This window comes from Paenibacillus oryziterrae (genome assembly GCF_042610485.1).
Taxonomy (GTDB): Bacteria; Bacillota; Bacilli; order Paenibacillales; family Paenibacillaceae; genus Paenibacillus_AQ.
In genome coordinates, this window is sequence record NZ_JBGJZO010000007.1 from 1 (window position 1) to 23,236 (window position 23,236).

Here is a 23,236-nt window from a genome sequence, read left to right on the forward strand (position 1 = left end):
TAAACAAGCTGACTCCTGTTGAGTACAGGAATCAGCTTGTATCCTAGGTTTTTTTTCAATGTCTACTAAATGGGGTCTTGACCACGTTTGGAGGACACCTTTTTCTATGTGGAACGGAGAAGCTTCACTTATGGGAATTAAAGTGTACAGGGTGCCTCAGAGAATGATGGTGTTTTGTGCTTTTTTCAGCTAAAATATAAGAAGAATCCTGTCACACTAAACGTTGAATTTGAAGGGATGGGTGAGAGATGTCTTCCAAAAACGATATGAAGCTCGGTTTATTCATCGCAGCCGCCGGTATCGTGATTTTATTCGGTAAGCTCGGTGTATTCGGCTTCCTGGGCCGCAACCTCTGGCCGCTAGTGCTTCTGCTTCCGGGCCTGTTCCTGCATGTACTCTTCTTCAGCCGCAGGATTTCTGCTGCTGCGCTCATCCCTGCCGGCATTTTGACGGTTTATGGCCTGTTATTTGGACTGTGCAATACTTGGGGCTGGGGTCTGATGAAATATATGTGGCCGGTATTGCTTCTGGGAGTGGCAGTAGGGCTGTTCGAATATTCGCTTTATGCTTCGCCTCGGACGTCGGGTTTCTCAGGTGCTGCGATCGTGTTAGGGCTGCTGAGTCTGGTTTTATTGTTCTTCAGTTTGCTGGGAACGGGCGCACTTTATGTGCTGGGAGCCGTTCTTGTTGCAGCAGGTATCTTGCTCATTACCGGAGTAGGGCGTTCAAAAAACCGGAATAAATGGAACAAGGGCTGGTAATTCCGTCAGCACGAAAATTGGAAACTGTTTTTTCATAAAAAGACTTGCTTTTCATAGTGCTTTCACTATAGTATTAAGGATATGTTGAAGCGTCGGCTTTCTGCCAGGCGCTTCTTTTGTGAGACTGCCGCTACATGCTATAAATTTTAACATTTTTAATTTGATAAATGAGAGGATTTGGATACAAATCATGCATTCAAGAAAAGATATTCGCAACATTGCGATCATTGCCCACGTTGACCACGGCAAAACGACACTAGTCGATCAGCTTCTGCAGCAATCGGGAATTTTCCGCGAGCACGAAACAATGCAGGAACGTGCAATGGACTCCAATGATCTGGAGCGGGAACGCGGAATTACCATCCTGGCTAAGAACACAGCCATTACCTATAAAGAATTCTTGATTAATATCGTGGATACCCCGGGACATGCCGACTTTGGCGGCGAGGTTGAGCGGATCATGAAAATGGTTGACGGCGTATTGCTCGTTGTTGACGCTTATGAAGGCTGTATGCCACAGACGAAATTCGTACTGCGTAAAGCGCTGGAACAGAACTTGACTCCAATCGTTGTCGTGAACAAAATTGACCGCCCTGCAGCCCGTCCGAAAGAAGTTATCGACGAGGTTCTGGATCTCTTTATCGAGCTTGAAGCGAATGACGAGCAATTGGAATTCCCTGTTGTCTATGCTTCTGCGATCAACGGTACATCAAGCTTGGATCCTGAGAAACAGGACGATACCATGCTTGCGCTTTATGAAACTATTATTGAGCAGATCCCGGCTCCGACGGAAGATGTTGAGCAACCTCTGCAGTTCCTCGTGACGCTAATGGATTACAATGAATATCTGGGCCGTATCGCCATCGGTCGTGTGAACCGCGGTATTATCCGTCAAGGTCAATCCGTAACGGTTATTATGCGTGACGGTAAGAGCAAGACAGCGCGGATCGAGAAACTGTTTGGTTTCCAAGGTCTGAAGCGTGTTGAAGTTGAAGAAGCTGGCGCAGGTGACATCGTAGCCATTGCCGGCATTAAAGATATCAACATCGGTGAGACGATTGCTGATCCGCAGTTCCCTGAGGCGCTGCCGGTTCTGAAGATCGATGAGCCAACCATGCAGATGACGTTCCTCGTGAACAACAGTCCATTTGCCGGTAAAGAAGGTAAATGGGTAACTTCCCGTAAACTGCGTGAGCGTCTGTTCAAAGAACTTGAGACAGATGTCAGCTTGCGTGTAGATGAAACCGAAAGCCCGGATGCTTTTATCGTTTCTGGACGCGGTGAGCTTCACCTTGGTATCCTGATTGAGAACATGCGCCGTGAAGGGTATGAGCTTCAGGTTTCTAAACCGGAAGTTATCGTTAAAGAAATCGACGGTGCCAAAATGGAGCCGCTTGAGCGTTTGATGATCGACGTTCCTGAAGAGAGCATGGGCTCTGTAATGGAAAGTCTCGGAACACGCAAAGCAGAAATGGTTAACATGATCAATCATGGTACTGGCCAAGTCCGTCTGGAGTTCCTGATTCCTGCACGCGGCCTGATCGGATATAACACACACTTCTTGACCCTTACACGTGGTTATGGCGTCATGAACCATGCGTTTGACAGCTATGCTCCACTGATCGGCGGTCAAGTTGGCGGACGTCACCAAGGCGTGCTTGTTTCCAGTGAAACAGGAACCTCAACGTTCTACGGCATGATGGGTGTCGAGGACCGCGGTATTCTTTTCCTGGAGCCGGGTGCTGATATTTATGAAGGCATGATCGTCGGTGAACATACACGTGAGAACGATATTATCGTTAACATCTGTAAGGAGAAAGCTCTGACTAACGTTCGTTCGGCAACCAAAGACGAAACCGTTAAGATGAAAACTCCGCGTCTATTCTCTCTGGAGCAAGCTCTGGAATATCTGAATGATGATGAGTACTGTGAAATCACTCCTAAATCCGTTCGTCTTCGCAAAAAGATCTTGAACAAGAGTGAGCGCGAACGTGCGGAGAAACACCGCAAAATGGCACAAGCTAACCTGTAATTAAACCATGTAAATCAATTATATTCAGCCGCCGGAAGATTCCGGTGGCTGTATTCTGTTATAATGTAAGTATTCAAGCAATACATAAAGGAGTGACTGAGCTATGCAGGTCTGGTTCGCCGAGCATCCCGTGATCGCCTATATCGTCATATTTGTTTTGCTTAGTTATGTATATAACAGGGTATTCCGCGTTAATCAAAAGCTGTCCACTCTCAAGGAAATCGTTCTCTATCTCATGATGGCTGTCGGCTCCGGTATGCTTCTTATTTTCCAGCACGACAAGTTGCCAATTATCCAATGCCTGCTTGTAGCCGTCGGGCTCATGCTCCTCGTGCGCGTACGTTATATCGTTGAAGCTAGGCAAAAGCGTAAAGAAGCTAAAGCTCACAAACCATCCTGAATAATCGGCGATTTTCTTTAATCAGTAATTAACTGTAATTGCTATGGCAGCGAAGGGTCGGAGGGATTCTGTAGAAACGAAGTGGTCGCCTTTAAAGTCCGATTTTCTCCTATTCTAACTATTCAATAAAAATCGGGCTTTAACAGCGATCGAAAGAACCCTCCGAACCGTAGCGCCAGATACGACAATGGATGATTAACTAAATTTTCAGCCGAATATTCACCCAATACATCAAACGAACAGTAAAGGACTTATTCCACAATGAGCATAAGTAACAACGGTTTGCCACCAAGATCGAGTGGACAACAGGCCAATAAAAGAAATCAGGTACAGAAATCAACCTCCAACCCGAAGAACAAGAAGAAAAAAGGCTTTTTCGCCAGACTGGTAAAAACGGTGTTAACCCTTCTGCTTATCGGTGTGCTTTTGACAGTAGGGTACCTGGCATATCTATATGTAAAGCTTGATCAAGGGGTGCTTGATACTGGAGTGGATAAACCGGTAGCACCTGAACAGTCGGCCAAGGTTAAGCCACTGACCATGCTGCTTCTCGGAACGGATAACAGACCGAAACATCCATCCAACCTTACCGATGTTATTATGGTTGTTTCTCTGAATCCTGACACCAAATCAGCGACCATTGTCTCTCTCCCTCGTGATACGTATGTGGAGCTGGACGGCTATAAGAAAGACAAGATCAATGCTTCTTACTCACGGTTTAAGAAAAAGGAAAAAACAACTGGCATATTAGCTGAAGATGAAATGAAGAGCATGATGGGAAAATACTTGGATGTCAAAGTGGATTATGTGACTATTCTTGATTTTCAAGCCTTTCGGGAGATTGTAGATGCACTGAAGGGAGTTAACGTCAATATCAGTAATGATATGTGTTATACCGACAGCGTTGACGGTACTAATATCGATCTGAAGGCGGGTCCTGCGAAGCTTCATGGCGATGAGGCGCTGGATTATGTCCGTTACCGCAAGTCCAACTGCAGTCCGAAGACTAAGGGTTCTGATGACTTTGACCGCAATAAGCGTCAAAGTGAGGTGCTGCATTCTATGATCGACAAGATGCATTCGCTTGGCGGAGTGACCAAAATCGGTGGCATTCTGGACGCAGTGGACAGCAATATGCAGACAGATATTGAGCGTGATCAGCTGAAGGCTATGATCGCCCAGTATTTCAAGATCTCCAAGGATGACGTGGAGTTCAAACCGGTCACAGGAACGTGGCGCAGTCCTTATGTGTATATAAATGAGGAAGAGCTCTCCGCTGCCAAACAAAGCCTCAAGGACCGACTTGCCGGAATCTCTCCCGTAGTCACGCCGAGTCCATAAGGTTCAGGCAGATATCTTAAAATTGAATGCAAGTTTGGACCTGTGTTATAATACATTATATAACGTAATCCAATTACAACTGAATGAATTCATGTCGCCTAGGGGGTCTGCACTATGTCCGAAGCCGTTGCTCAACTGAATGAATCCCTGCTAACGATGCTGCAATCGGAAACCTTTGTCCTGTTAAATACGGTTGATGCGGAGACCGGCGGACCAACCTCCACAGCCATTTCGTGGATTTATGCCGTAAGTCCTTCCGTAGTTAGACTTGCCGTTGATCACCGTTCAAGACTTGTGAAGAATATGAAGGTAAATCCCCTGGTTACTGTGACTGTTTTTGGTGAAGGATCGGTGCATGCCATCAATGGACGTGCCGAGGTCAGACAGGACCCGCTCCAGGATGTTCCATTTACCATGTGTTGTTTTGATGTTGAAATTGAAGCGGTTCGTAATGCGCTTTTTTATGGGGCGCAACTTGACTCTGCTCCACGATATGCCAAAGTGTACGACCAACGTGCTGCTGATAAGCTGGACGCCCAAGTGTTCGCTGCCATGAAAAAAGCCTAGTGAGAGATCACTGGGCTTTTTCTGTATTTATTGACCGTCTGCTGGTTTGGTATCCTTGGGAAGCTGAGGAATGATCCGGCCTATAATATCAGCTAGTTCTGCTGCAAAACCGGAAACAGGATGACCTTGACTGATGTGGCGGCTCATCTCATTCAGTCTGCTGGATAAGTCCATATCGGAAGTGACCAGTGCATTCACGCCCCTGGGATCCTTACGGAGTGCTTCAGCAACAGAGTATTTAATAGTTCCAACTCTCGAACGTGGCAAGTTTCCTTCAACATCGATGCCTACGATGGCTGTCTTTCCCATTACAACACAATGTGCACCGTTGACGCCGGGTACACGCTCAGCCAGCTTCTCTAAATGATCTTTCAGAGCTACTTCATTGTTATCATTTACTGCAAGTGGCTGGACCTCCCGTGAACCGGTATCAGTGTTTTCCGTTCTCACGGATTGTTGACTCTGAGGAGAGGGTGATGACTCTTTATTAACGATACCGCAGCTTGTCAGCAGCAGCACCAGCAATAAACACATGGCTTTTCTCATATGGGGTTTGCTCCTTTCTGCCATTACCAGATATAGATTTATCATTACCTGCGGCGGAAAGAGTTATGTATGATCCATCAAACCAGGCGCTGTGGAGGGGATACCATGACAAAGATATTTGTACTAGACACCAACGTGCTTTTGCACGACCCCAATTCGATATTTTCTTTCAAGGAGCATGAGGTCATTATTCCTGCGATTGTTCTGGAGGAAATCGACTCCAAGAAACGCAACGCCGATGAAATTGGCCGTAACGCCCGTACTGTCTCTCGTCTGCTTGACGGACTCCGTGAACTGGGCCACCTGCATAGTGGTGTGGAACTGGAGCATGGAGGGAAGCTGAAGGTTGAACTAAATCACCGCAGCTTTTTGAGGGTTCAGGAGATGTTTGGAGAGGTATCGAACGACAACCGCATTTTGGCAGTGGCTCTGAATTACCTGAATGAGGAGAAAGAAAAAGCGGATCCGCGGCCAGTGGTGCTGGTGAGTAAGGATGTGCTCGTCCGTATTAAAGCGGATGTACTGGGCATTACTCCTGAGGATTATCTCTCGGACCGGACCGGAGATCTGAACGAGCTATATGCCGGATATCAGTCGCTGATGGTGCATCCATCCTTAATTGATGAATACTACAGCAACCGGTATTTGTCCGTGAAGCAGCTGGGTCTTTCATATCCGCTCTATCCTCATGAATTTATAATACTGAAGGATGAGATAGGAAGCGGTAAATCCGCCCTGCTTAAGGTAAATAATGATGCCTCGCGTTTAGAACCGTTATACCTTGGAAATGACGCGGTTTGGGGAATCAGTGCCCGTAACGCACAGCAGCGGATGGCACTCGAGCTTTTGCTGAATGATGATATTCCTCTTGTGACCATTACAGGTAAAGCCGGAACAGGTAAGACATTGCTTGCGCTGGCGGCCGGTTTGTTCAAAGTAGAGGATGAGCATAAATATAAAAAACTGTTGATTGCCCGTCCAGTTGTTCCAATGGGCAAGGACATCGGTTATCTTCCAGGGGAGAAGGATGAGAAACTCCGGCCATGGATGCAACCGATCTACGACAATCTGGAATTCCTGTTTGACACCAAAAAAGCAGGCGATATCGATAAAATATTGATGGGTCTGGGCAGTATTCAGGTGGAGGCGCTGACTTATATCCGCGGACGATCCATCCCCGGACAGTTCATCATCATTGATGAGGCACAGAATCTTTCGCGGCATGAGGTCAAAACAATAGTATCGAGAGCCGGTGAAGGCAGTAAAGTGATACTGATGGGTGACCCGGAACAGATTGACCATCCTTATCTGGATGCCGCCAGCAATGGACTCAGCTATATTGTTGAAAAATTTAAACAACAAGGTATAAGTGGACATATTACCTTGGAGAAGGGTGAACGCTCCCGCCTGGCACAACTCGCCGCAGATCTGCTGTAAACATGCCAAGCCGCAAGTCTCACATAACTGAGGCTTGCGGCTTTTGATATGTACTACATATATAATAGAAAGAGAGCGTTTTCAGAGGGTGCAGACAAACGGGTAAAAGGTTGGTAAAATAGGGAGCGAAGTTCCAAATGAAGGGGAGAGAAGATGCTGAAACGTAAAAATTATTGGCTGCTGTTCGCGCTTTTACTGCTCTCGCTCACGAGCCTCTCACCCAGTCTTGATTTAAGCACCGGAAACGGCACTTCCTCGCAAAGTAACCCCGAAGATCCAATGCTTCCGCCTTTATCTGGTGATAAAGGAGAACGAGGCGTACTGCGAGTGGCCGTTTCACTAAATAATCTGGAATTTAAAGAGCTTAAGGAGATTAGCAGCCAATATTCCTTGTTTAATGGGATAACGGTAGATCTTGTAAATATGAGCAGTGATGATGCAAAGAATAATTTGACCAGGGATCTGACTATAGGCGATAGCCCGGATATTATTATGACAGATGGAAGGGATGTCCTGGGGTTGGCTCAACAGGGATATCTTTTGCCAGTAGATGTATACCAGAGTGAGCCGGGAAGCACACCGCTTACCGGATTAATTTCTCAACTGCAGTGGAATGGTTATGACTGGGGAGTTCCGCTGGACGTTGATCCCTATGTATTTGTGTATTCGCCTCAGAAGTTGACGGAACTGGGGTTCTCGAAGCTGCCGCGGACGGTAACGGAATGGAGTCTTCTTTTGCAGCATATCCGTGAAACCAAAGGAATATCTTTGCTGGCTATGGATACACGTGAACCTTATGGTTACTCCGCAGTGCTCGAGAGTATGGGCAGCAGCCTGAGTGCCAGTGATATGTCTCCGTTGCAATGGACGGAAATTGCCCGAAGTTATTTCTTTTTGACAAGCAGGTATAACAGGGAGTTGTGGGACATGCTTCAGGATGGAACCCTTGCCGTAGCGGTTCTGCCATTCTCGGAATGGCAGGCGCATGGAAACTCTACGCTGACTGCTGAAGCACCCATACTAACCAATAACGGTAAAGTTTTGGAGGCTATCTCCAGTCGCTGTTTTGCTCTTTCATCGCAATCGCTTATGCCTGAGGAAGCTGTAGACTGGTTATCCTTTGTCACGTCTAGCACTTCCCAGTTGTCTTGGCTGGAGAGTACCGGCAGACTGCCGGCACTGGATGAGGTATACCGCTCGGGGTTCACGAATCGTATTCAGCTTCCATTTGATCCTGATATATTGCTGACTGACGATACTATTCAGAATTCAGGAGCCGAAATGAATTGGAGCAAGGTCTCTGAGGCTGTAGCTTCATTTCTGACTGGGGGACTTGATGCTGCCGGATATACCAAGGCACTTCAGAATGGTGTGGATACCGGCTCTGAATCAGGTGCACAGAAGGAGCCTGATCCAGGACCGGCTAGTGAATCGGACTCACAGTGAAATCGAAAGTTTGACATAAAGTACACCGTCTGTACTCTGGACTTCGGTGGCGTGCAGAAAGGAGACGATTTTTTCCGGGTAAAAGCCAAGGTCGAACTCTTCTTCCAGCGCCTTGCATGTTGTATCCGGGAGCTCCAGACTGTTAAAAACAATGCTGTCGACATGGAACATGAGACCGCTGACCGGTTCTTTCTGAATGGTATAGTGACCCTTCAGCGTTAGTGATAGATTTCCGCTTTTGCCGCCGGCGATTACAGCATTATCATCAAACTGAAAGGCGAAATTCTGGAATAAATCATTTTGACTGCGGAGGAATTCATTTAAGATTTCCTCTTTGAGCTTCAACTGGTAGGTTAATCCATGACGCTCAAGTACACCGTCCTTGTTTTGAATAAAGTCCGGCAAATTTTTCATTGCTTTAGACAAAGCCCTGAAATAGGTTTTAACCTCGTGAAGCCCAACATTTTCCCAATATGCTGTAAATTCCTCAAGAAGCGCACTCATTTCGTCCGGGTTTGAGCTTGAGTTAATCCCGCTCTCGATATCCTGGTTTAATGCCGCAACACGTATTTTCTGTTCTTCCAGTCTCATCTTCAAATCAGCTAGCTCCTGGGTGCTGCGTTCAACAGATTGTATGGTAGCCTGCAGCTCCTTGTACTCTTCTTCATATTGGGACAATATTTCATGATCCCGTCCAACCGTGATCTCGTAATAATCGATAAGAGCAAATAGTTTACTCAGACTCTTGGCAGAGAGGAAAGCCGCCAGCAGTCCATCCCTTTCTCCCATATAATAAGCCCGTACGACGGCCCCTGCATGTTCTTGCTTCTCCGCAATTCCACTTTCTTTTTCCGCAGACTCTTGCTTAAGAAGCTCTATCTTTTTCTCCAAAATAGTCTGATTTGCACTAATCCGGCTGATTTCCTGATCGATTTCCACTACGGACAATGTTTTTTGCAGCAAGTCCTTTGTCTCCTGATCGTCAGGAAGCTCTAGGGTAGGAGAAAAAGCAGGGAACGGCTCAGCAGCAGGTTCGGCGGATAGTATCGGTAATTGCAGAGCGAGGAGCATTGTGCAGCATAAAGTAATGATCGCTGCTGCTGTTCTGTGCTTATTAAAACGGTGGAGAAACACCCAACCACCACCTTGTCTTTATTTAAATGTATGTACTAATAGTATGTTAGTCCCCGTTAAAATATCATACCTCCTTTTCTTCCGCTTACCTACAATAAAATGCACAAAAAAACGGAGGCCTCCCAACGCTGCGGGCAGACGACCGTTTAAGGTAATGGAACATATTATAGTGGAAGGCCCATCTGAAAGATCGTCCAGTAGCTGAACCCCGTGAAAGTGACGATCATATAGCCCCAGAACAACAGGATATAAATTCTTTCCGTAAACTTCAAATACCCCAGAATCACAAAGAATGCCGTCTGTAAAAAGAACAACAGTGCCATTTCGGTCAGACCTCCGGCAAATGCCATCAGGCCGATAGCCAGCGTGAAAAAACCCAATACCCGAAACATGCGGTCCACGTTGAGTCCCCCCTTCGGTATGTATCTTCCTAAGCTTAAGTATACGCGCTCGAGAAAAAACTGTAAACGAATTCAAGCAAAAAAGGCGGGAATAATCGAAAATATGTGATTTTTCACCTTGACGAACTGCTGTGCGAGAATTGCGAGGGGAATTATTACTTCTTGCGTATGATCAGTACATAAAATGGAAATACAATTTAGTATCAAATAGATTCTATGAACTCTATTAGAGGCATAGGAATGGAGTAAGCAGCTTTTATCCCTATTCACTATCCGGCAGTGCTACCGGTTATGAAGATGGTTATTTCAAGATGTTGTTAGGAGGTTAAGCTTAGATGACAGCCGTTAGACAGGATGCTTGGAGCGCGGAAGATGATCTGATATTGGCGGAAGTTACTCTGCGTCATATCCGGGATGGTAGTACACAGCTTGCCGCTTTTGAAGAGGTGGGCGAAAAGATCGGCAGAACTTCAGCCGCATGCGGATTCCGCTGGAACAGCTGTGTCCGCAAAAGTTATGAGGATGCGATTGGCATTGCGAAAGGACAGCGTCAAAAACGGAGTTATTTGAAAAAACAGCCAGGCTCCAGAGGAGCTCAAGTTGCTTCCTTGGTAATGGGGGATATTGAGGAGGGATATGGGCAGAGTGAAGGACTGGGTGAAAATGCTCTCTCCATTGACGCCGTGATCCGTTTCCTAAGGCAATGGAAAGGTACGTTTCATGAAGCCGGAAGACAGCTCAAAATGCTGGAAAGAGATTTACGTGATAAAGAAGAGGAGCTTGCAGAGTTGCGCTTGGAGAATGAACGTCTTTCCAAGGAGATTAATCTGGCTCAAACGGATTACCGGGTCGTCAATGATGATTACAAAGCATTAATTCAAATTATGGACCGTGCCCGTAGGTTGGCCTTCTTGAATGAAGAAGAAGAGGAACTCAAGACACGCTTCAAAATGGACGCTAACGGAAATTTGGAACGGATTGAGTAATTCGATAGTGCATACAAATCCCGTAAGTGGCAGAACCGCTGCTACAGCGGGATTTTTATTTTGCTTTTGACTCTGTGGAAGGGATATACTGTAAGCAAATTGTTCCTTCATGACAGGTGGTACTTATGATAATTGATATAATCGGCGCAGGTTCTATGGGCCTTTTACTTGGAGGAAAGCTTGCGCTGGCCGGGAATGAAATCAGGTTTTGGTGCCATGGGGCGGAGCAGTGCAGTGCATTGAACCAGAACGGTCTTACCATAATTTATGAGGATGAACGGGAACCTCTCGAGGTGCCAGCAGATATGCTGAAAGCTTCTATAATAGAAGATTTTCCGGGAGATGATTCCCTCAAATCTGCAGATTTCACAATCCTTACAGTAAAACAGAAAGTGCTGCACCGTGAGCTGCCGGAAGTGCTTAAGCGAATCGGCGGACAACATGCAAATGTGGTGTGCTATCAGAATGGAAGCGGCCACATGGAATTGCTGGCTAAGCTTCTGCCGGTTGCCCGGTTGTTTGCCGCTGTGACTACTGAAGCAGCCAAAATTAAGTCTTCGTGTGAAGTCGTTCACGCTGGAAGTGGACAAACCTGGATCGGCGCATGGGACAAGACAGGGATTACTGATAGAGGACCTGATGAAAGAAAGGTTAAGGAATTGATCGGTAATCTGGGGGCGGCAGGATTTACAGCCCATTTGTCGAATGAAGTGGAAACCATGATTTACCGGAAACTAATGATCAATTCTGTAATTAATCCGCTTACAGCCATATGGCGCGTCCCAAACGGTGAATTACTCCAGTCCTCGATACGGCAGGAGTCCATGAGAGAGCTTTTTGATGAGGCAGCAGCTGTCTACAGAGCTTGTGGAATTACTATAGATACAAGTCTATGGGAAGATATTATTGAAGTCTGCCGGGCGACATCCGGAAATATCTCTTCCATGCTCGCGGATGTTTTGGCTGTAAGAGAGACTGAAATCCGCTGGATCAATGGAAGCATTGTACAAATGGGAGAGCGCTCTGGTATTGAAGTGCCGACCCATCGCTTGGTTTGCAAGTTGGTTGAAGGCATGATCGCGGAGGAGAGGTGAGGCTTTTGGAATTTCTGCGCAATTCTTTTACCCTATTAAGTGTAATTCCTGTTATTCCCTTTTTTATTGTTTATATCATAAGTTTGGTGCTTGGTAAGGACAGGAAAGAATCATTATTGGTCGCCATGGATGTAACCACAATCTTTTTATTATTGTCAGTGTCGGCTCTCTTTAACCTTATGTTCGATTCAAATTTCGGTTTTTACATGTTTTTACTAATAGTACTGATTGCAGCAGGTTTGATTGGCGGCGCACAGAACCGTTTGAAAGGTAAAGTTGACGGTAAACGCTTATTCCGCGCGGTATGGCGCCTTAGTTTTATGTTCATGAGCATTGGTTATATCCTCTTTATTGTGGCTGGATTAATCAAGTACATATCACAGGCGATGTAATGTTCCATTGCTTCGGTGAAGCGTCAATGTCACAAAACTTTAAAGTTTTAAAAAAAATTCGTTTTCAGAAAACATTCCTCTAGATTTTTTTGACCACTGGTTGTATAATCATAAACCATATACCACATTCTATTTAGGGGGAACTGCTAGATGAAGAAGAGTAAAAGTCTATTGCTGGTGTTCGCACTAGTTCTCGTTATCGGCACAGTGCTTGCTGGCTGCGGCGGAAACAATGCTAACAACGGCAACACAGCTACGAATGGCAACACAACCAACACTGGCAACGCCACTAACACTGCTGGTGAAGAGAAATTGGCTTCCGATCAAACACTTAAGATCAATCTAAGTGCTGAGCCGCCAACATTCGACCCTGCTCAAGCGCAGGATAGCCAAACCAACACTGTTCTGAAAACAATGTATGAAGGCTTGACCCGCATGAATGACGAGACTGGTAAAGAAGAGCCAGGCATTGCTGAGACATGGGATGTTTCCGCTGACGGTCTGGTATATACTTTCCACTTGCGTGACGCTCAATGGAGCAACGGAGATGCTGTAACTTCCGAAGATTTCGTACGCGCTTGGAAAAAGGTTCTGGATCCTAACACTGATCCAACCGCTCCTTATGCTTACCAATTGTTCTACCTGAAAAATGCTGAAGAATATTACACTAAAAAAGTAACTGATTTCAGCCAAGTAGGCGTAAAAGCAGTTGATGAGAAAACACTTGAAGTTACACTGAAAGCACCAACTCCATATTTCCTTGGATTGCTTTCCTTCTATACTTATTACCCAGTTCATAAATCAACTGAAGGTAATGACAAATGGGCTACAAGCAAAGACACTATGATCGTTAACGGTCCTTTCACTCTGACAGAGTGGACTACAGGTCAATCCCTGCAAGTAACTAAGAACGATAAGTACTGGAACAAAGATGCCATCAAATTGGCTAAAATCGACTTCTCCCTTGTAAACAGCGGTGCAACTGAATTGCTGAGTTACAAAAATGGTGAGTTGGATCGCGCTGGCGGACCTTCTGGTGAAATCCCGCAAGAGCAAATTCCAATCGTAAGCAAAGAGCTTCCTAACGAGTTTAACCGTAAAGGTATTGCAGCAGTTTACTACTACGAATTTAACGTAACTGAAAAACCTTTCAGCAACGCTAAAATCCGTAAAGCCCTTGCAATGTCTATCAACCGTCAAGCTCTGATTGACAATGTAACTCTGGGTGGCCAATTGCCTGCATTCGGCTTCGTACCTCCGGGTATCGCTGGTGCAGACGGTGAATACCGTACTGCAGTGAAAGATAGCTACTTCACAGAAGATCTGGATGCAGCTAAAAAATTGCTTGCTGAAGGTCTGGCTGAAGAAGGTCTGACTGAACTGCCTGCATTTGAACTGTCCTATAATACAAGTGAAGGCCACAAGAAAATTGCTTTGGCTATCGCTGATATGTGGAAACAAAACCTTGGTGTTACTGTAAACACAGTTAACCAAGAGTGGGCTGTATTTATTGACAACCGTCAACACCTGAACTATCAAGTAGCTCGTGCAGGTTGGACAGCTGACTACAATGATCCAATGACATTCCTTGATATGTGGGTAACTAAAGGCGGTAACAATGATACCGGCTACGCTAACCCTGAGTATGACAAGTTGATCAATGATGCTAAAACAAATGCAGACCCTGTTAAACGCCAAGAGGCTTTTGCAGCGGCTGAGAAACTGATCATTGAGCAAGATATGATCCTTATGCCAATCTACTACTACACTAACAACTCCCTGACTAAAGAGTACCTCAAAGGTGTTACTCTGGACTTCAGTGGTGCAATTGACTTGACTCGCGGCTACCTGCTCGAGCACTAAGATTTACTTCAGAAGGACTAACTAAATAGCTAGGAATCTGAAGTTGTAATGTTTACTTCGGGATATATATGTGGAATTCCATATATATCCCTTTTTTTTGCATTTACGGGGTTTTGTCAGTGCTTGTTCGCGATTACAAATTAAGTAAATGGACAAAGTCCCGGATTTTTCATAAAATCAAAATATGCTGTAAAAAATTTGTCGAGGGAGGTGTTGACGGGCATGGTGCGTTATGTTGCCAATAAATTTTTCTACATGTTAGTTTCTTTGTTTGTGTTGATTTCCGCTACGTTCTTTCTGATGAAAGCCATTCCGGGGGATCCGTTTACGGCGGAGAAGAAAATTCCACCGGAAATTTTGCAACGTCTATATCAACAATACGGTTTGGACAAGCCCGTCTCCGTGCAGTATGTAAAATATTTAGGTGAGATTGTCCAAGGTGATCTTGGCGTATCGATGAAGCGCCTGAATCAGGATGTAACTCATTTGATCGGTCAAACGTTCTCAGCTTCACTTAAGCTGGGTATTGTTGCGATCATCGTATCTGTCATTGTGGGGGTATTGCTCGGAATGCTGGCTGCCCTTTATCACCGCAAATTTATTGATAGCGCTGCTATGGTTATTGCGGTACTGGGGATCGCGGTCCCAAGCTTCGTGGTCGCGTCTTTGCTACAGTACGTATTCTCGTATAAGCTGGGAATATTCCACGTAATGGGCTTTAAGGGTCCTTTGGACTATGTGCTGCCTGTGATGGCACTGTCAGCTCAGCCTATAGCCTTTATTGCGCGTTTGACCCGCTCCAGCATGCTAGAAGTGCTTCATGCGGATTACATCAAGACAGCTAAGGCTAAAGGCCTAAACTGGTTCGCTATTCTATTCCGTCACGTACTTCGCAACGGAATTCTGCCTGTCGTAACCTACATGGGTCCAATGACAGCAAATATCGTGACAGGTTCTGTAGTTATCGAGCAGATCTTTGGTATCGGCGGGATTGGCAAGCAGTTTGTCGAAGCGATCGGCGTACGGGATTACACAGTTATTATGGGTATCACGATTTTCTATGGTGTTCTCCTAATGGTTGCCCGTTTTGTTACCGATATCGCTTATGTATTCGTAGATCCGCGTATCAAACTATCCGGAAGAAAGGAGGGCTAAATTTTGGCTTCTGAACAAATGAATCCTTCAGGTTTAAACCTGAAACCAGAAGATTTCCGCAAAATTGGTGTGGATGAGAAAGAAGCGGAAGTAATCCAACGTGAAAGCCTCTCGGCATGGCGTGATTCCTGGCAGCGTCTGCGCAAGAACAAAATGGCGATGACTGCGCTCGGAATTCTTGGTCTTATCGTATTGGCCGCTATTGTTGGCCCGCATTTGTCGAAATTCAATTATTACTCCAATGATTTGCTTAATACCAATAAGCCCCCTTCATCCGAGCATTGGTTTGGTACTGATGATCTGGGTCGCGATATGTTTGTTCGTACCTGGTACGGAGCACGTATCTCGCTTATCGTTGGTTTTGCGGCAGCTTTAATCGACCTCTTAATCGGAGTGATCTATGGCGGTATCATGGGTTATTTTGGTGGACGCGTCGACAATATTATGAATAAATTTTCCGAAGTTCTATACTCCATTCCTTATCTTCTGGTTGTAATTTTGCTTCTCGTTGTTATGGAACCGAGTCTTGGAACTATTATCGTGGCACTGACGATTACCGGCTGGATTAACATGTCATGGATCGTCCGCGGCGAAATTATGCAGCTTAAGAACCGTGAATTTGTTTTGGCTTCCCGTTCCATGGGTGCCGGTTCCGGACGTCTTTTGTTCCGTCACCTGCTTCCAAATGCGGTTGGACCGATTATCGTAACGATTACCCTGTCGGTTCCGAATGCAATTTTTGCCGAAGCGTTCCTTAGCTTCCTTGGACTAGGCGTTCAAGCTCCTATAGCATCCTTGGGTTCAATGATTAATGATGCATTGACAGGCTGGCTGTACTATCCGTGGCGCTTCCTGTTCCCTGCGATCCTGATCAGTTTGACGATGCTTTCCTTTAATATTTTCGGCGACGGTCTTCGTGACGCGCTTGATCCTAAATTGAAGAAGTAGGAGGTGAGAAATTGATGGAGCCAATTTTACAGGTTAAAGATTTGCACGTTTCGTTCTTTGTAAAAGGCGGAGAGGTACAAGCTGTCCGCGGTATGAATTTTGAAATAGGCAAGGGTGAAACCGTAGCTATCGTCGGCGAGTCCGGCAGTGGTAAGAGTGTTACCGCACAATCGATTATGCGGCTTATTCCTTCTCCTCCTTCCAAGGTGAAGAAGGGAGAAATTATTTTTCAAGGTGAAGATCTGCTGAAGAAAAACATGAAGCAGATGGAAGCAATTCGCGGAAAAGATATTGGCATGATATTTCAGGACCCGATGACATCTCTCAATCCTACAATTAAAGTAGGCAAGCAAATTACAGAAGTGTTAATCAAACATCAGAAAATGTCAGCGGCCGAAGCGAAAAAGCAAGGTATCGAAATGCTGCAACTTGTAGGCATTAAAAATGCGGAGGCTCGCTTTAACCAATATCCCCACGAGTTTTCAGGCGGTATGAGACAGCGCGTTATGATCGCGATTGCTCTTGCCTGCCGTCCGTCGCTGCTTATTGCAGATGAGCCGACAACGGCACTGGATGTGACCATCCAGGCTCAGATTATGGAAGTAATGAAAGACATGCAGCAGCGTCTGGGTACATCCATTATCCTGATTACCCATGACCTCGGCGTCGTTGCCGGCATGTGTGACCGCGTTATTGTTATGTACGCTGGAGAAGTTGTTGAAACTGGTACAAAATGGGAGATTTTCAAAAACCCGCAGCATCCTTACACCAAAGGTCTCCTGCGTTCCATGCCGCGTCTGGATCAAAAGAAAGGCGAGCCGCTGATTCCGATTGTTGGTACTCCGCCGGATTTGATCAAGCCGCCGCTAGGCTGTCCGTTCACTGCCCGTTGCAGTGAGGCCATGAGTATCTGCGAGAGAATTGACCCGGGTGCTACGGAATTCAGCGACACACATATGGCGCGTTGCTGGAATCTCCATTCAATGGCTAAGGAGGTGCAATACTCTTGACACAGAACCTGATCGAAGTCGAAGGACTTAAGAAATATTTTAATGTAGGCAAAGGTAAGGTATTGAAGGCAGTCGATAACATCAGCTTCTCGATCCGCGAGGGTGAGACGCTTGGGATGGTAGGGGAGTCTGGCTGCGGTAAAACTACTGCTGGACGTACTGTGCTTCGTTTATATGAACCAACTGCCGGCAGTGTCAAGTACAACGGCACTGACATTTACAAGCTGTCTCCAGGCAAAATGAAAGGTATGCGCCGTGATATGCAGATGATCTTCCAGGATCCATATGCATCTCTGAATCCGCGCTTCACCGTTCAAGATATCATCGGAGAGGCACTGGATATTCACAACATGGCTGGAAGCCGTGCTGAACGCAAGAAACGGATTGAAGAGCTGCTGGATATGGTTGGACTTAACCATGACCATGCAACCAGATATCCGCATGAATTCTCCGGCGGACAACGCCAGCGTATTGGTATTGCCCGTGCGCTTGCTGTTAACCCTAAATTCATTGTCTGTGATGAGCCAATCTCTGCGCTTGACGTATCCATTCAAGCTCAAGTGGTTAACCTGCTTAAAGAATTGCAGGACCGTCTAGGACTAACTTACTTGTTCATCGCCCATGACTTGTCGATGGTTAAGCACATTAGTGACCGCGTAGCTGTTATGTACCTGGGTAAAATGGTTGAGCTTGCAGAGAGCGAAGAGCTTTATGCGAACCCGCTCCATCCATACACCAAATCGCTGCTGTCGGCTATTCCGATTCCCGATCCGGAAATCGAAGTCAACAAGAAGCGTATCCATCTGCATGATGAATTGGGTACTCCAATTTATGCAGAAGGTGAAAAGACGAATGAAGAGGAAACTCAGCTGGTTGAGGTTTCCAAAGGTCACTTTGTGGCTAAAGCATTCGCATAATAGCATGATGCACTCAGACCGCCGGATATTCTCCGGCGGTTTTTGCTGCAAATCGAGAGGTTATAAGCCTTTCTCTTTAAATAATGAGATTATTTTGACGAAGGGTTGTACATTGGATACAATCATAAAGGGTTAAAAGACTGGTACATAAGAGCTGGATGAAGAAGGGGAGGGCCAGAAACGATGAATATTGAACAGATGCCAATCCCGGGGGGACAAACACTCGCCCGTGACTATATAGAGGAATATGAATGTGTAGGCCACTTGTACGCTGGGGACTTCCGTAATGAAGAGAGCAGACACCGCCGGATGCAGTGGTTAGACAACACAGAGACATCCCGTGCTAGCCGCCATGAAGTTGCCGGAGTTCTGCGGTCATACAATGCCAAGCATAGTCCGCATGAAGCCACAGCTGCATCAATCGCGCTGCTGGAGCAACCGGGAACATTAGTTGTGGCAGGAGGGCAGCAAAGCGGGCTTTTTACAGGTCAACTGCTTGTAATCTATAAAGCCATGACCATTATCCTTGCCGCCAAGGAAGCCGGTGAGGAGCTGGGCAGGCCGGTAGTGCCGTTGTTCTGGATTGCCGGTGAGGATCATGACTGGGACGAAGTTAATCATACCTATGTACTCAGCCGTTCGGCAGAAATCGCCAAGATCAAGCTCGATGACCGGGAACGAACCCGCGATTCGGTTAGCAATATAAATGTAGATGAAGCAAGCTGGCAGCAGGCTGTTGATAAACTCGATGAACTGCTGCAAGATAGTGAATTCAAACCGCAGATGATGGAAATGATCCGGAATACCTCGTGTAATGCTGGAAGCATGACTCAGGCGTTTGCTGCACTGATGGGTTCATTGTTCGGCAGATTCGGTCTCATTCTACTGGATTCTGCAGACCCGGAGCTTCGTAGATTGGAGCAGCCTTTCTTTCGTACTTTAATTATAGAGAACGACGACCTGGAGAAGGCATACCATAGAGCCGCAGATGAAATCATTTCTTCAGGATATACACTGCAGGCTGACGTTACAGCAGGTTCCGCTAATCTGTTCTACATCCATGAGGGAATGCGGTTGTTGTTGCTTAAGCGGGAAGGTATGTTTACCGACCGTAAGGGTCATGTTGCCTTCACACAGGAGCAGTTGCTCGATATCCTCGAGGCTCATCCAGAAAGATTCAGCAATAATGTGCTTACCCGTCCGCTGATGCAGGATTACCTGCTGCCGGTTCTCACAACCGTACTCGGTCAAGGTGAAATGTCTTATTGGGCAATTACACACCGGGCCTTTGAGACGCTGGGAGGAGTAATGCCGCTTATTTTACCGCGAATGTCCTTTACCGTGGTTGAAGGCACCTTGCATAAGAACATGGACAAATACGGACTTTCTTTTGGAGATGTACATGCTGGGTTGGCGGAGAAGAAGCAACAATGGCTGCATGCACAGGACGAAATGGACCTGGAAGGGCGTTTCGACGCAGCAAAGGCTTCATTCCTGGCCATGTACGAACCGCTGATTGAACAGCTCGGAACGCTGCAGGCAGGACTGCTTAAACTAGGGAACAATAATAAAGAGAAGATTCTGGATCAAATTTCCTTCCTGCAAAACAAAGCACAAGATGCTATGGAGAAGCAGAATGAAGCAGCATTGCGCCAATGGGACCGGATTGAACAGTCGCTGATGCCGCTGGGCAAGCTGCAGGAAAGAGTATACAATATACTATATTATCTAAACCGCTACGGCCCCGCCTGGCTGGATGAATTGATGGAGCTTCCGCCGGATTATAGCGGAATTCATCGCGTGATATATATGTAACTGGAAATACGGTCATATGTAACTGGAAATACGGTCAGAACACATAAAAAACAGGAGGTTTCATTAATGAGTTCATTATCCAAGCAGAGCAGTATCGTGGCCGATATGGCCTTGGCTCCTCAGGGCCACTTAAAGATTGACTGGGTTCGGCAGCATATGCCTGTCCTGAACCGCATCCGTGAGCAGTTTGAAGCCGAGCAGCCTTTTAAAGGGCTAAAGGTCTCCATCACTCTTCATTTGGAAGCCAAAACAGCTTATCTTGCGAAGGTGGTACAAGCAGGGGGGGCTGAGGTTACGATCACAGGCTCTAACCCTCTATCCACACAAGATGATGTATGTGCAGCGCTTGTAGAAGATGGGATTACTGTATTTGCAAAGTACAATCCCTCACCGGAAGAGTTTAAGGCATTGAATATCAAGGCGCTGGAAAGCAAGCCAGATCTGATCATTGATGACGGCGGAGATTTCGCCACCTTACTGCACTCCGAACGTCCTGACCTGATGGAGAATATCCGTGGTGGTGCGGAAGAAACAACTACCGGTATTATCCGTTTGAAGGCTTTGCAGAAGCAGGGTATGTTGAAGTTTCCAATGGTTGCCGTGAATGATGCGTACTGCAAGCACCTATTCGACAACCGGTATGGTACTGGGCAATCCGCATGGGACGGTATCATTCGCACAACCAACCTTATGGTAGCCGGTAAAAATGTAGTCGTAGTTGGCTACGGCTGGTGTGGCAAAGGTGTGGCGATGCGAGCAAAAGGACTAGGCGCGAATGTCATTGTTACCGAAGTAGATGCCATTAAAGCTGTTGAAGCGCATATGGACGGGTTCCATGTCATGCCGATGCTGGAAGCGGCCAAGCTGGGGGATTTCTTTATTACGGTAACCGGCAACCGGTACGTAATCCGCGGCGAGCACTACGATGTGATGAAGGATGGGGCAATCCTGTCCAACGCCGGACACTTTGACGTAGAAGTGAACAAGCCGGAATTGGCGGAGCGTTCCGCATCCATAAGAACTGTACGTAAAAATATCGAAGAATATCAATTGCATGACGGACGTAAACTGTATTTGCTGGCTGAAGGAAGACTCGTGAATCTTGGAGCGGCAGACGGACATCCGGCTGAGATTATGGATATGACTTTTGCACTACAGGCACTTTCGCTCAAATATGTAAATGATAATTATAAGAGCATCGGTGTTAAGGTAGAGAATGTCCCTTATCTGTTAGATGAACAAGTTGCACGGTTTAAATTGGAAAGCATGGGACTTGGCATTGATAGTCTGACGTCTGCTCAAGTTGAATATCTGGATAGCTGGAATTTGAATGCGTAATGCACTTTAACCTGGTTAAATGAAAAAGAAGCCGTTCGCCGGTCTTTATTCCGGTAGAGCGGCTTCTTTTTTGCCGGAAAGACAAAGAAGGATAAAATTACCTTTGCTGTGAAAAAGGTTTTTGATTTTTAATGGCGAATCTATTATGCTTAGGTGGTGCAAAGTGGGGTAAAGTGGGGAATAAGGGGCAGGGAGTGGTAGCCGATGTTTATGGGGGAGTATCAGCATAGCATTGATGATAAAGGCCGAATTATTATTCCGGCTAAAATCCGTGACCTCCTGGGCAACTCCTTTGTAGCAACCCGCGGACTGGATTCCTGCATATTTGTGTATCCTATGGATGAATGGGGAATTATGGAGCAGAAGCTCAAAAGCCTATCACTGATGAAATCTGACGCCAGGGCATTCAGCCGCTTTTTTTTCTCGGGGGCGACCGAATGTGCTTGGGACAAGCAGGGCAGGGTAAATCTGCCGGTGAATTTGCGGCAGTATGCGAAGCTGGATAAAGACTGTGTCATTCTTGGCGTATCGAACCGGGTCGAGATCTGGAACAAGGAGCTATGGGAGCAGTACTTCAGTCAGTCAGAGGAATCTTTCAACGAAATTGCCGAGAAATTGGTTGATTTCAATTTTGATTTGTAACAATACATTTAGGAATAACGTTTGGAGGGCTGCGGCTTGTTTCATCACATCACGGTTTTAATGGAAGAAGCGACAGAAGGGCTGCACATCAAAGAAGATGGAATATATGTGGACTGTACACTCGGTGGAGCTGGACACAGCTCGTTAATAGCTTCAAAGCTTGGTCCAAAGGGTAAATTGATCTGTCTGGATCAGGACGACTGGGCACTAGATAATGCTAAGGAAAAGCTGGCTTCTTACGGAGACAAGGTTGTTTTAGTCCGGACAAACTTTCGTGATCTCGAATATGTCTTGAAAGACCTGGCCTTTGTTCCGCAAAAAGATGGTGTTCCACAGGTGGACGGTATACTATTCGATCTTGGCGTGTCATCGCCACAGTTTGATCAGGGTGACCGAGGATTCAGTTATAATCATGATGCTCCGCTTGATATGAGGATGGACCAGACGGCACTACTATCCGCTGACGAAATCGTCAACGAGTGGCCGGAAGAAGAGATTGCCAGAGTGCTTTTCCAGTATGGAGAAGAGAAATTCTCAAGGCGGATTGCCAGGCGCATTGTAGATAAAAGGGCCGAAAGTCCTGTTAAAACTACCGGAGAACTTGCCGAAATTATTAAAGAGGCCATTCCTGCCGCAACGCGGAGAACGGGAGGGCATCCTGCCAAACGCAGTTTTCAGGGTCTACGTATTGCAGTTAATGATGAGTTAGGAGCTTTTGAAGAAGGGTTACATGCAGCTGTACGCTGCCTGGCGCCTGGAGGAAGAGTATCTGTTATTACGTTTCACTCTCTGGAAGACAGGATCTGCAAGCAGATTATGAGTAGCTATCTTAAGAAATGTACTTGTCCGCCTGACTTTCCGTTCTGTGTATGCGGCGGTGAAGGCACTATGAAATTAATAAACCGTAAACCGCTTATGCCCGGGGAAGAAGAACTCGAGCTTAATCCACGCGCCCGTTCAGCCAAGCTTCGTATTGCAGAAAAATTGTAAATGACAACAAAAGGAGAGTCA

22 protein-coding genes are annotated in these 23,236 nt (G+C 46.2%); 19 read left to right on the forward strand and 3 right to left on the reverse strand.

Translation table 11 applies throughout. From position 1 onward, the window contains the following. Nucleotides 1-248 precede the first annotated feature (248 nt). The 5 genes from ACAN55_RS09860 to ACAN55_RS09880 all read left to right on the forward strand — a co-directional run bounded on the left by ACAN55_RS09860 (nucleotide 249) and on the right by ACAN55_RS09880 (nucleotide 5,101). The gene (locus ACAN55_RS09860; protein WP_379131468.1) at nucleotides 249-761 is read left to right on the forward strand and encodes a hypothetical protein; all 513 of its coding nucleotides are present in this window, start codon (nucleotides 249-251) and stop codon (nucleotides 759-761) included. 190 nt (nucleotides 762-951) lie between these two features. Next, nucleotides 952-2,793 (forward strand): translational GTPase TypA, encoded by a 1,842-nt coding sequence (gene typA, locus ACAN55_RS09865; protein WP_379131470.1) that lies wholly within the window; start codon nucleotides 952-954, stop codon nucleotides 2,791-2,793. Nucleotides 2,794-2,896: 103 nt separating this feature from the next. Beyond that, nucleotides 2,897-3,193, forward strand: a complete 297-nt coding sequence (locus ACAN55_RS09870; RefSeq protein WP_379131472.1) for a YlaH-like family protein — start codon at nucleotides 2,897-2,899, stop codon at nucleotides 3,191-3,193. A 261-nt stretch (nucleotides 3,194-3,454) separates the two neighbouring features. Continuing rightward, complete coding sequence (locus ACAN55_RS09875; protein ID WP_379131475.1) at nucleotides 3,455-4,534, forward strand: LCP family protein; 1,080 nt, start codon at nucleotides 3,455-3,457, stop codon at nucleotides 4,532-4,534. Between the two features lie 114 nt (nucleotides 4,535-4,648). Further along, complete coding sequence (locus ACAN55_RS09880; protein WP_379131478.1) at nucleotides 4,649-5,101, forward strand: PNPOx family protein; 453 nt, start codon at nucleotides 4,649-4,651, stop codon at nucleotides 5,099-5,101. 27 nt (nucleotides 5,102-5,128) lie between these two features. Here the strand turns inward: ACAN55_RS09880 and ACAN55_RS09885 are convergent, their stop codons facing one another. Then, nucleotides 5,129-5,647 carry a YhcN/YlaJ family sporulation lipoprotein gene (locus ACAN55_RS09885; RefSeq protein WP_379131482.1) on the reverse strand — a complete coding sequence of 173 codons (519 nt, stop codon included), beginning with the start codon at nucleotides 5,645-5,647 and terminating at the stop codon, nucleotides 5,129-5,131. A gap of 105 nt (nucleotides 5,648-5,752) precedes the next feature. On the opposite strand from ACAN55_RS09885, the gene ACAN55_RS09890 reads away from it, so the two are divergent. Both ACAN55_RS09890 and ACAN55_RS09895 read left to right on the forward strand, forming a co-directional pair. Next, nucleotides 5,753-7,084, forward strand: coding sequence for a PhoH family protein (locus ACAN55_RS09890; protein ID WP_379131484.1), 1,332 nt, complete (start codon nucleotides 5,753-5,755; stop codon nucleotides 7,082-7,084). 153 nt (nucleotides 7,085-7,237) lie between these two features. Further along, nucleotides 7,238-8,530 carry an ABC transporter substrate-binding protein gene (locus tag ACAN55_RS09895; RefSeq protein WP_379131487.1) on the forward strand — a complete coding sequence of 431 codons (1,293 nt, stop codon included), beginning with the start codon at nucleotides 7,238-7,240 and terminating at the stop codon, nucleotides 8,528-8,530. Here ACAN55_RS09895 and ACAN55_RS09900 read toward each other — a convergent pair. Beyond that, complete coding sequence (locus ACAN55_RS09900) at nucleotides 8,522-9,664, reverse strand: coiled-coil domain-containing protein (RefSeq protein WP_379131491.1); 1,143 nt, start codon at nucleotides 9,662-9,664, stop codon at nucleotides 8,522-8,524. The two genes, ACAN55_RS09895 and ACAN55_RS09900, sit on opposite strands and share 9 nt — an antisense overlap. A gap of 164 nt (nucleotides 9,665-9,828) precedes the next feature. Next, nucleotides 9,829-10,065, reverse strand: coding sequence for a DUF2626 domain-containing protein (locus ACAN55_RS09905; protein ID WP_379131494.1), 237 nt, complete (start codon nucleotides 10,063-10,065; stop codon nucleotides 9,829-9,831). A 335-nt stretch (nucleotides 10,066-10,400) separates the two neighbouring features. On the opposite strand from ACAN55_RS09905, the gene ACAN55_RS09910 reads away from it, so the two are divergent. From ACAN55_RS09910 to rsmH, 12 genes are all read left to right on the forward strand, one after another. Continuing rightward, nucleotides 10,401-11,051, forward strand: coding sequence for an RsfA family transcriptional regulator (locus ACAN55_RS09910; protein WP_379131496.1), 651 nt, complete (start codon nucleotides 10,401-10,403; stop codon nucleotides 11,049-11,051). 125 nt (nucleotides 11,052-11,176) lie between these two features. Then, nucleotides 11,177-12,145 (forward strand): ketopantoate reductase family protein, encoded by a 969-nt coding sequence (locus tag ACAN55_RS09915; RefSeq protein ID WP_379131498.1) that lies wholly within the window; start codon nucleotides 11,177-11,179, stop codon nucleotides 12,143-12,145. A 5-nt stretch (nucleotides 12,146-12,150) separates the two neighbouring features. Beyond that, nucleotides 12,151-12,537 (forward strand): DUF3397 domain-containing protein, encoded by a 387-nt coding sequence (locus ACAN55_RS09920; RefSeq protein ID WP_379131501.1) that lies wholly within the window; start codon nucleotides 12,151-12,153, stop codon nucleotides 12,535-12,537. A 150-nt stretch (nucleotides 12,538-12,687) separates the two neighbouring features. Further along, nucleotides 12,688-14,400: a peptide ABC transporter substrate-binding protein gene (locus tag ACAN55_RS09925; protein ID WP_379131503.1), complete on the forward strand. Its 1,713-nt coding sequence runs from the start codon at nucleotides 12,688-12,690 to the stop codon at nucleotides 14,398-14,400. A gap of 222 nt (nucleotides 14,401-14,622) precedes the next feature. Continuing rightward, entirely contained in the window at nucleotides 14,623-15,555 is a 933-nt protein-coding gene (locus ACAN55_RS09930; protein ID WP_379131506.1) for an ABC transporter permease, read from the forward strand. A gap of 18 nt (nucleotides 15,556-15,573) precedes the next feature. Beyond that, the gene (locus ACAN55_RS09935) at nucleotides 15,574-16,503 is read left to right on the forward strand and encodes an ABC transporter permease (protein ID WP_379131939.1); all 930 of its coding nucleotides are present in this window, start codon (nucleotides 15,574-15,576) and stop codon (nucleotides 16,501-16,503) included. Nucleotides 16,504-16,517: 14 nt separating this feature from the next. Continuing rightward, nucleotides 16,518-17,513 carry an ABC transporter ATP-binding protein gene (locus tag ACAN55_RS09940; RefSeq protein WP_379131509.1) on the forward strand — a complete coding sequence of 332 codons (996 nt, stop codon included), beginning with the start codon at nucleotides 16,518-16,520 and terminating at the stop codon, nucleotides 17,511-17,513. Next, nucleotides 17,510-18,430 (forward strand): ABC transporter ATP-binding protein, encoded by a 921-nt coding sequence (locus ACAN55_RS09945; protein ID WP_379131511.1) that lies wholly within the window; start codon nucleotides 17,510-17,512, stop codon nucleotides 18,428-18,430. Before ACAN55_RS09940 ends, ACAN55_RS09945 begins: the two co-directional genes overlap by 4 nt. A 183-nt stretch (nucleotides 18,431-18,613) precedes the next feature. Further along, on the forward strand, nucleotides 18,614-20,245 hold the full coding sequence (bshC, locus tag ACAN55_RS09950; RefSeq protein ID WP_379131514.1) for a bacillithiol biosynthesis cysteine-adding enzyme BshC: 1,632 nt from the start codon (nucleotides 18,614-18,616) through the stop codon (nucleotides 20,243-20,245). Nucleotides 20,246-20,311: 66 nt separating this feature from the next. Then, nucleotides 20,312-21,583, forward strand: a complete 1,272-nt coding sequence (locus ACAN55_RS09955) for an adenosylhomocysteinase (RefSeq protein WP_379131518.1) — start codon at nucleotides 20,312-20,314, stop codon at nucleotides 21,581-21,583. Nucleotides 21,584-21,787: 204 nt separating this feature from the next. Further along, complete coding sequence (gene mraZ, locus ACAN55_RS09960) at nucleotides 21,788-22,225, forward strand: division/cell wall cluster transcriptional repressor MraZ (protein WP_379131521.1); 438 nt, start codon at nucleotides 21,788-21,790, stop codon at nucleotides 22,223-22,225. Between the two features lie 36 nt (nucleotides 22,226-22,261). Continuing rightward, a complete protein-coding gene (gene rsmH, locus ACAN55_RS09965) occupies nucleotides 22,262-23,215 on the forward strand; it encodes a 16S rRNA (cytosine(1402)-N(4))-methyltransferase RsmH (RefSeq protein WP_379131524.1) in 954 nt (317 codons plus the stop codon). Nucleotides 23,216-23,236: the final 21 nt, after the last annotated feature.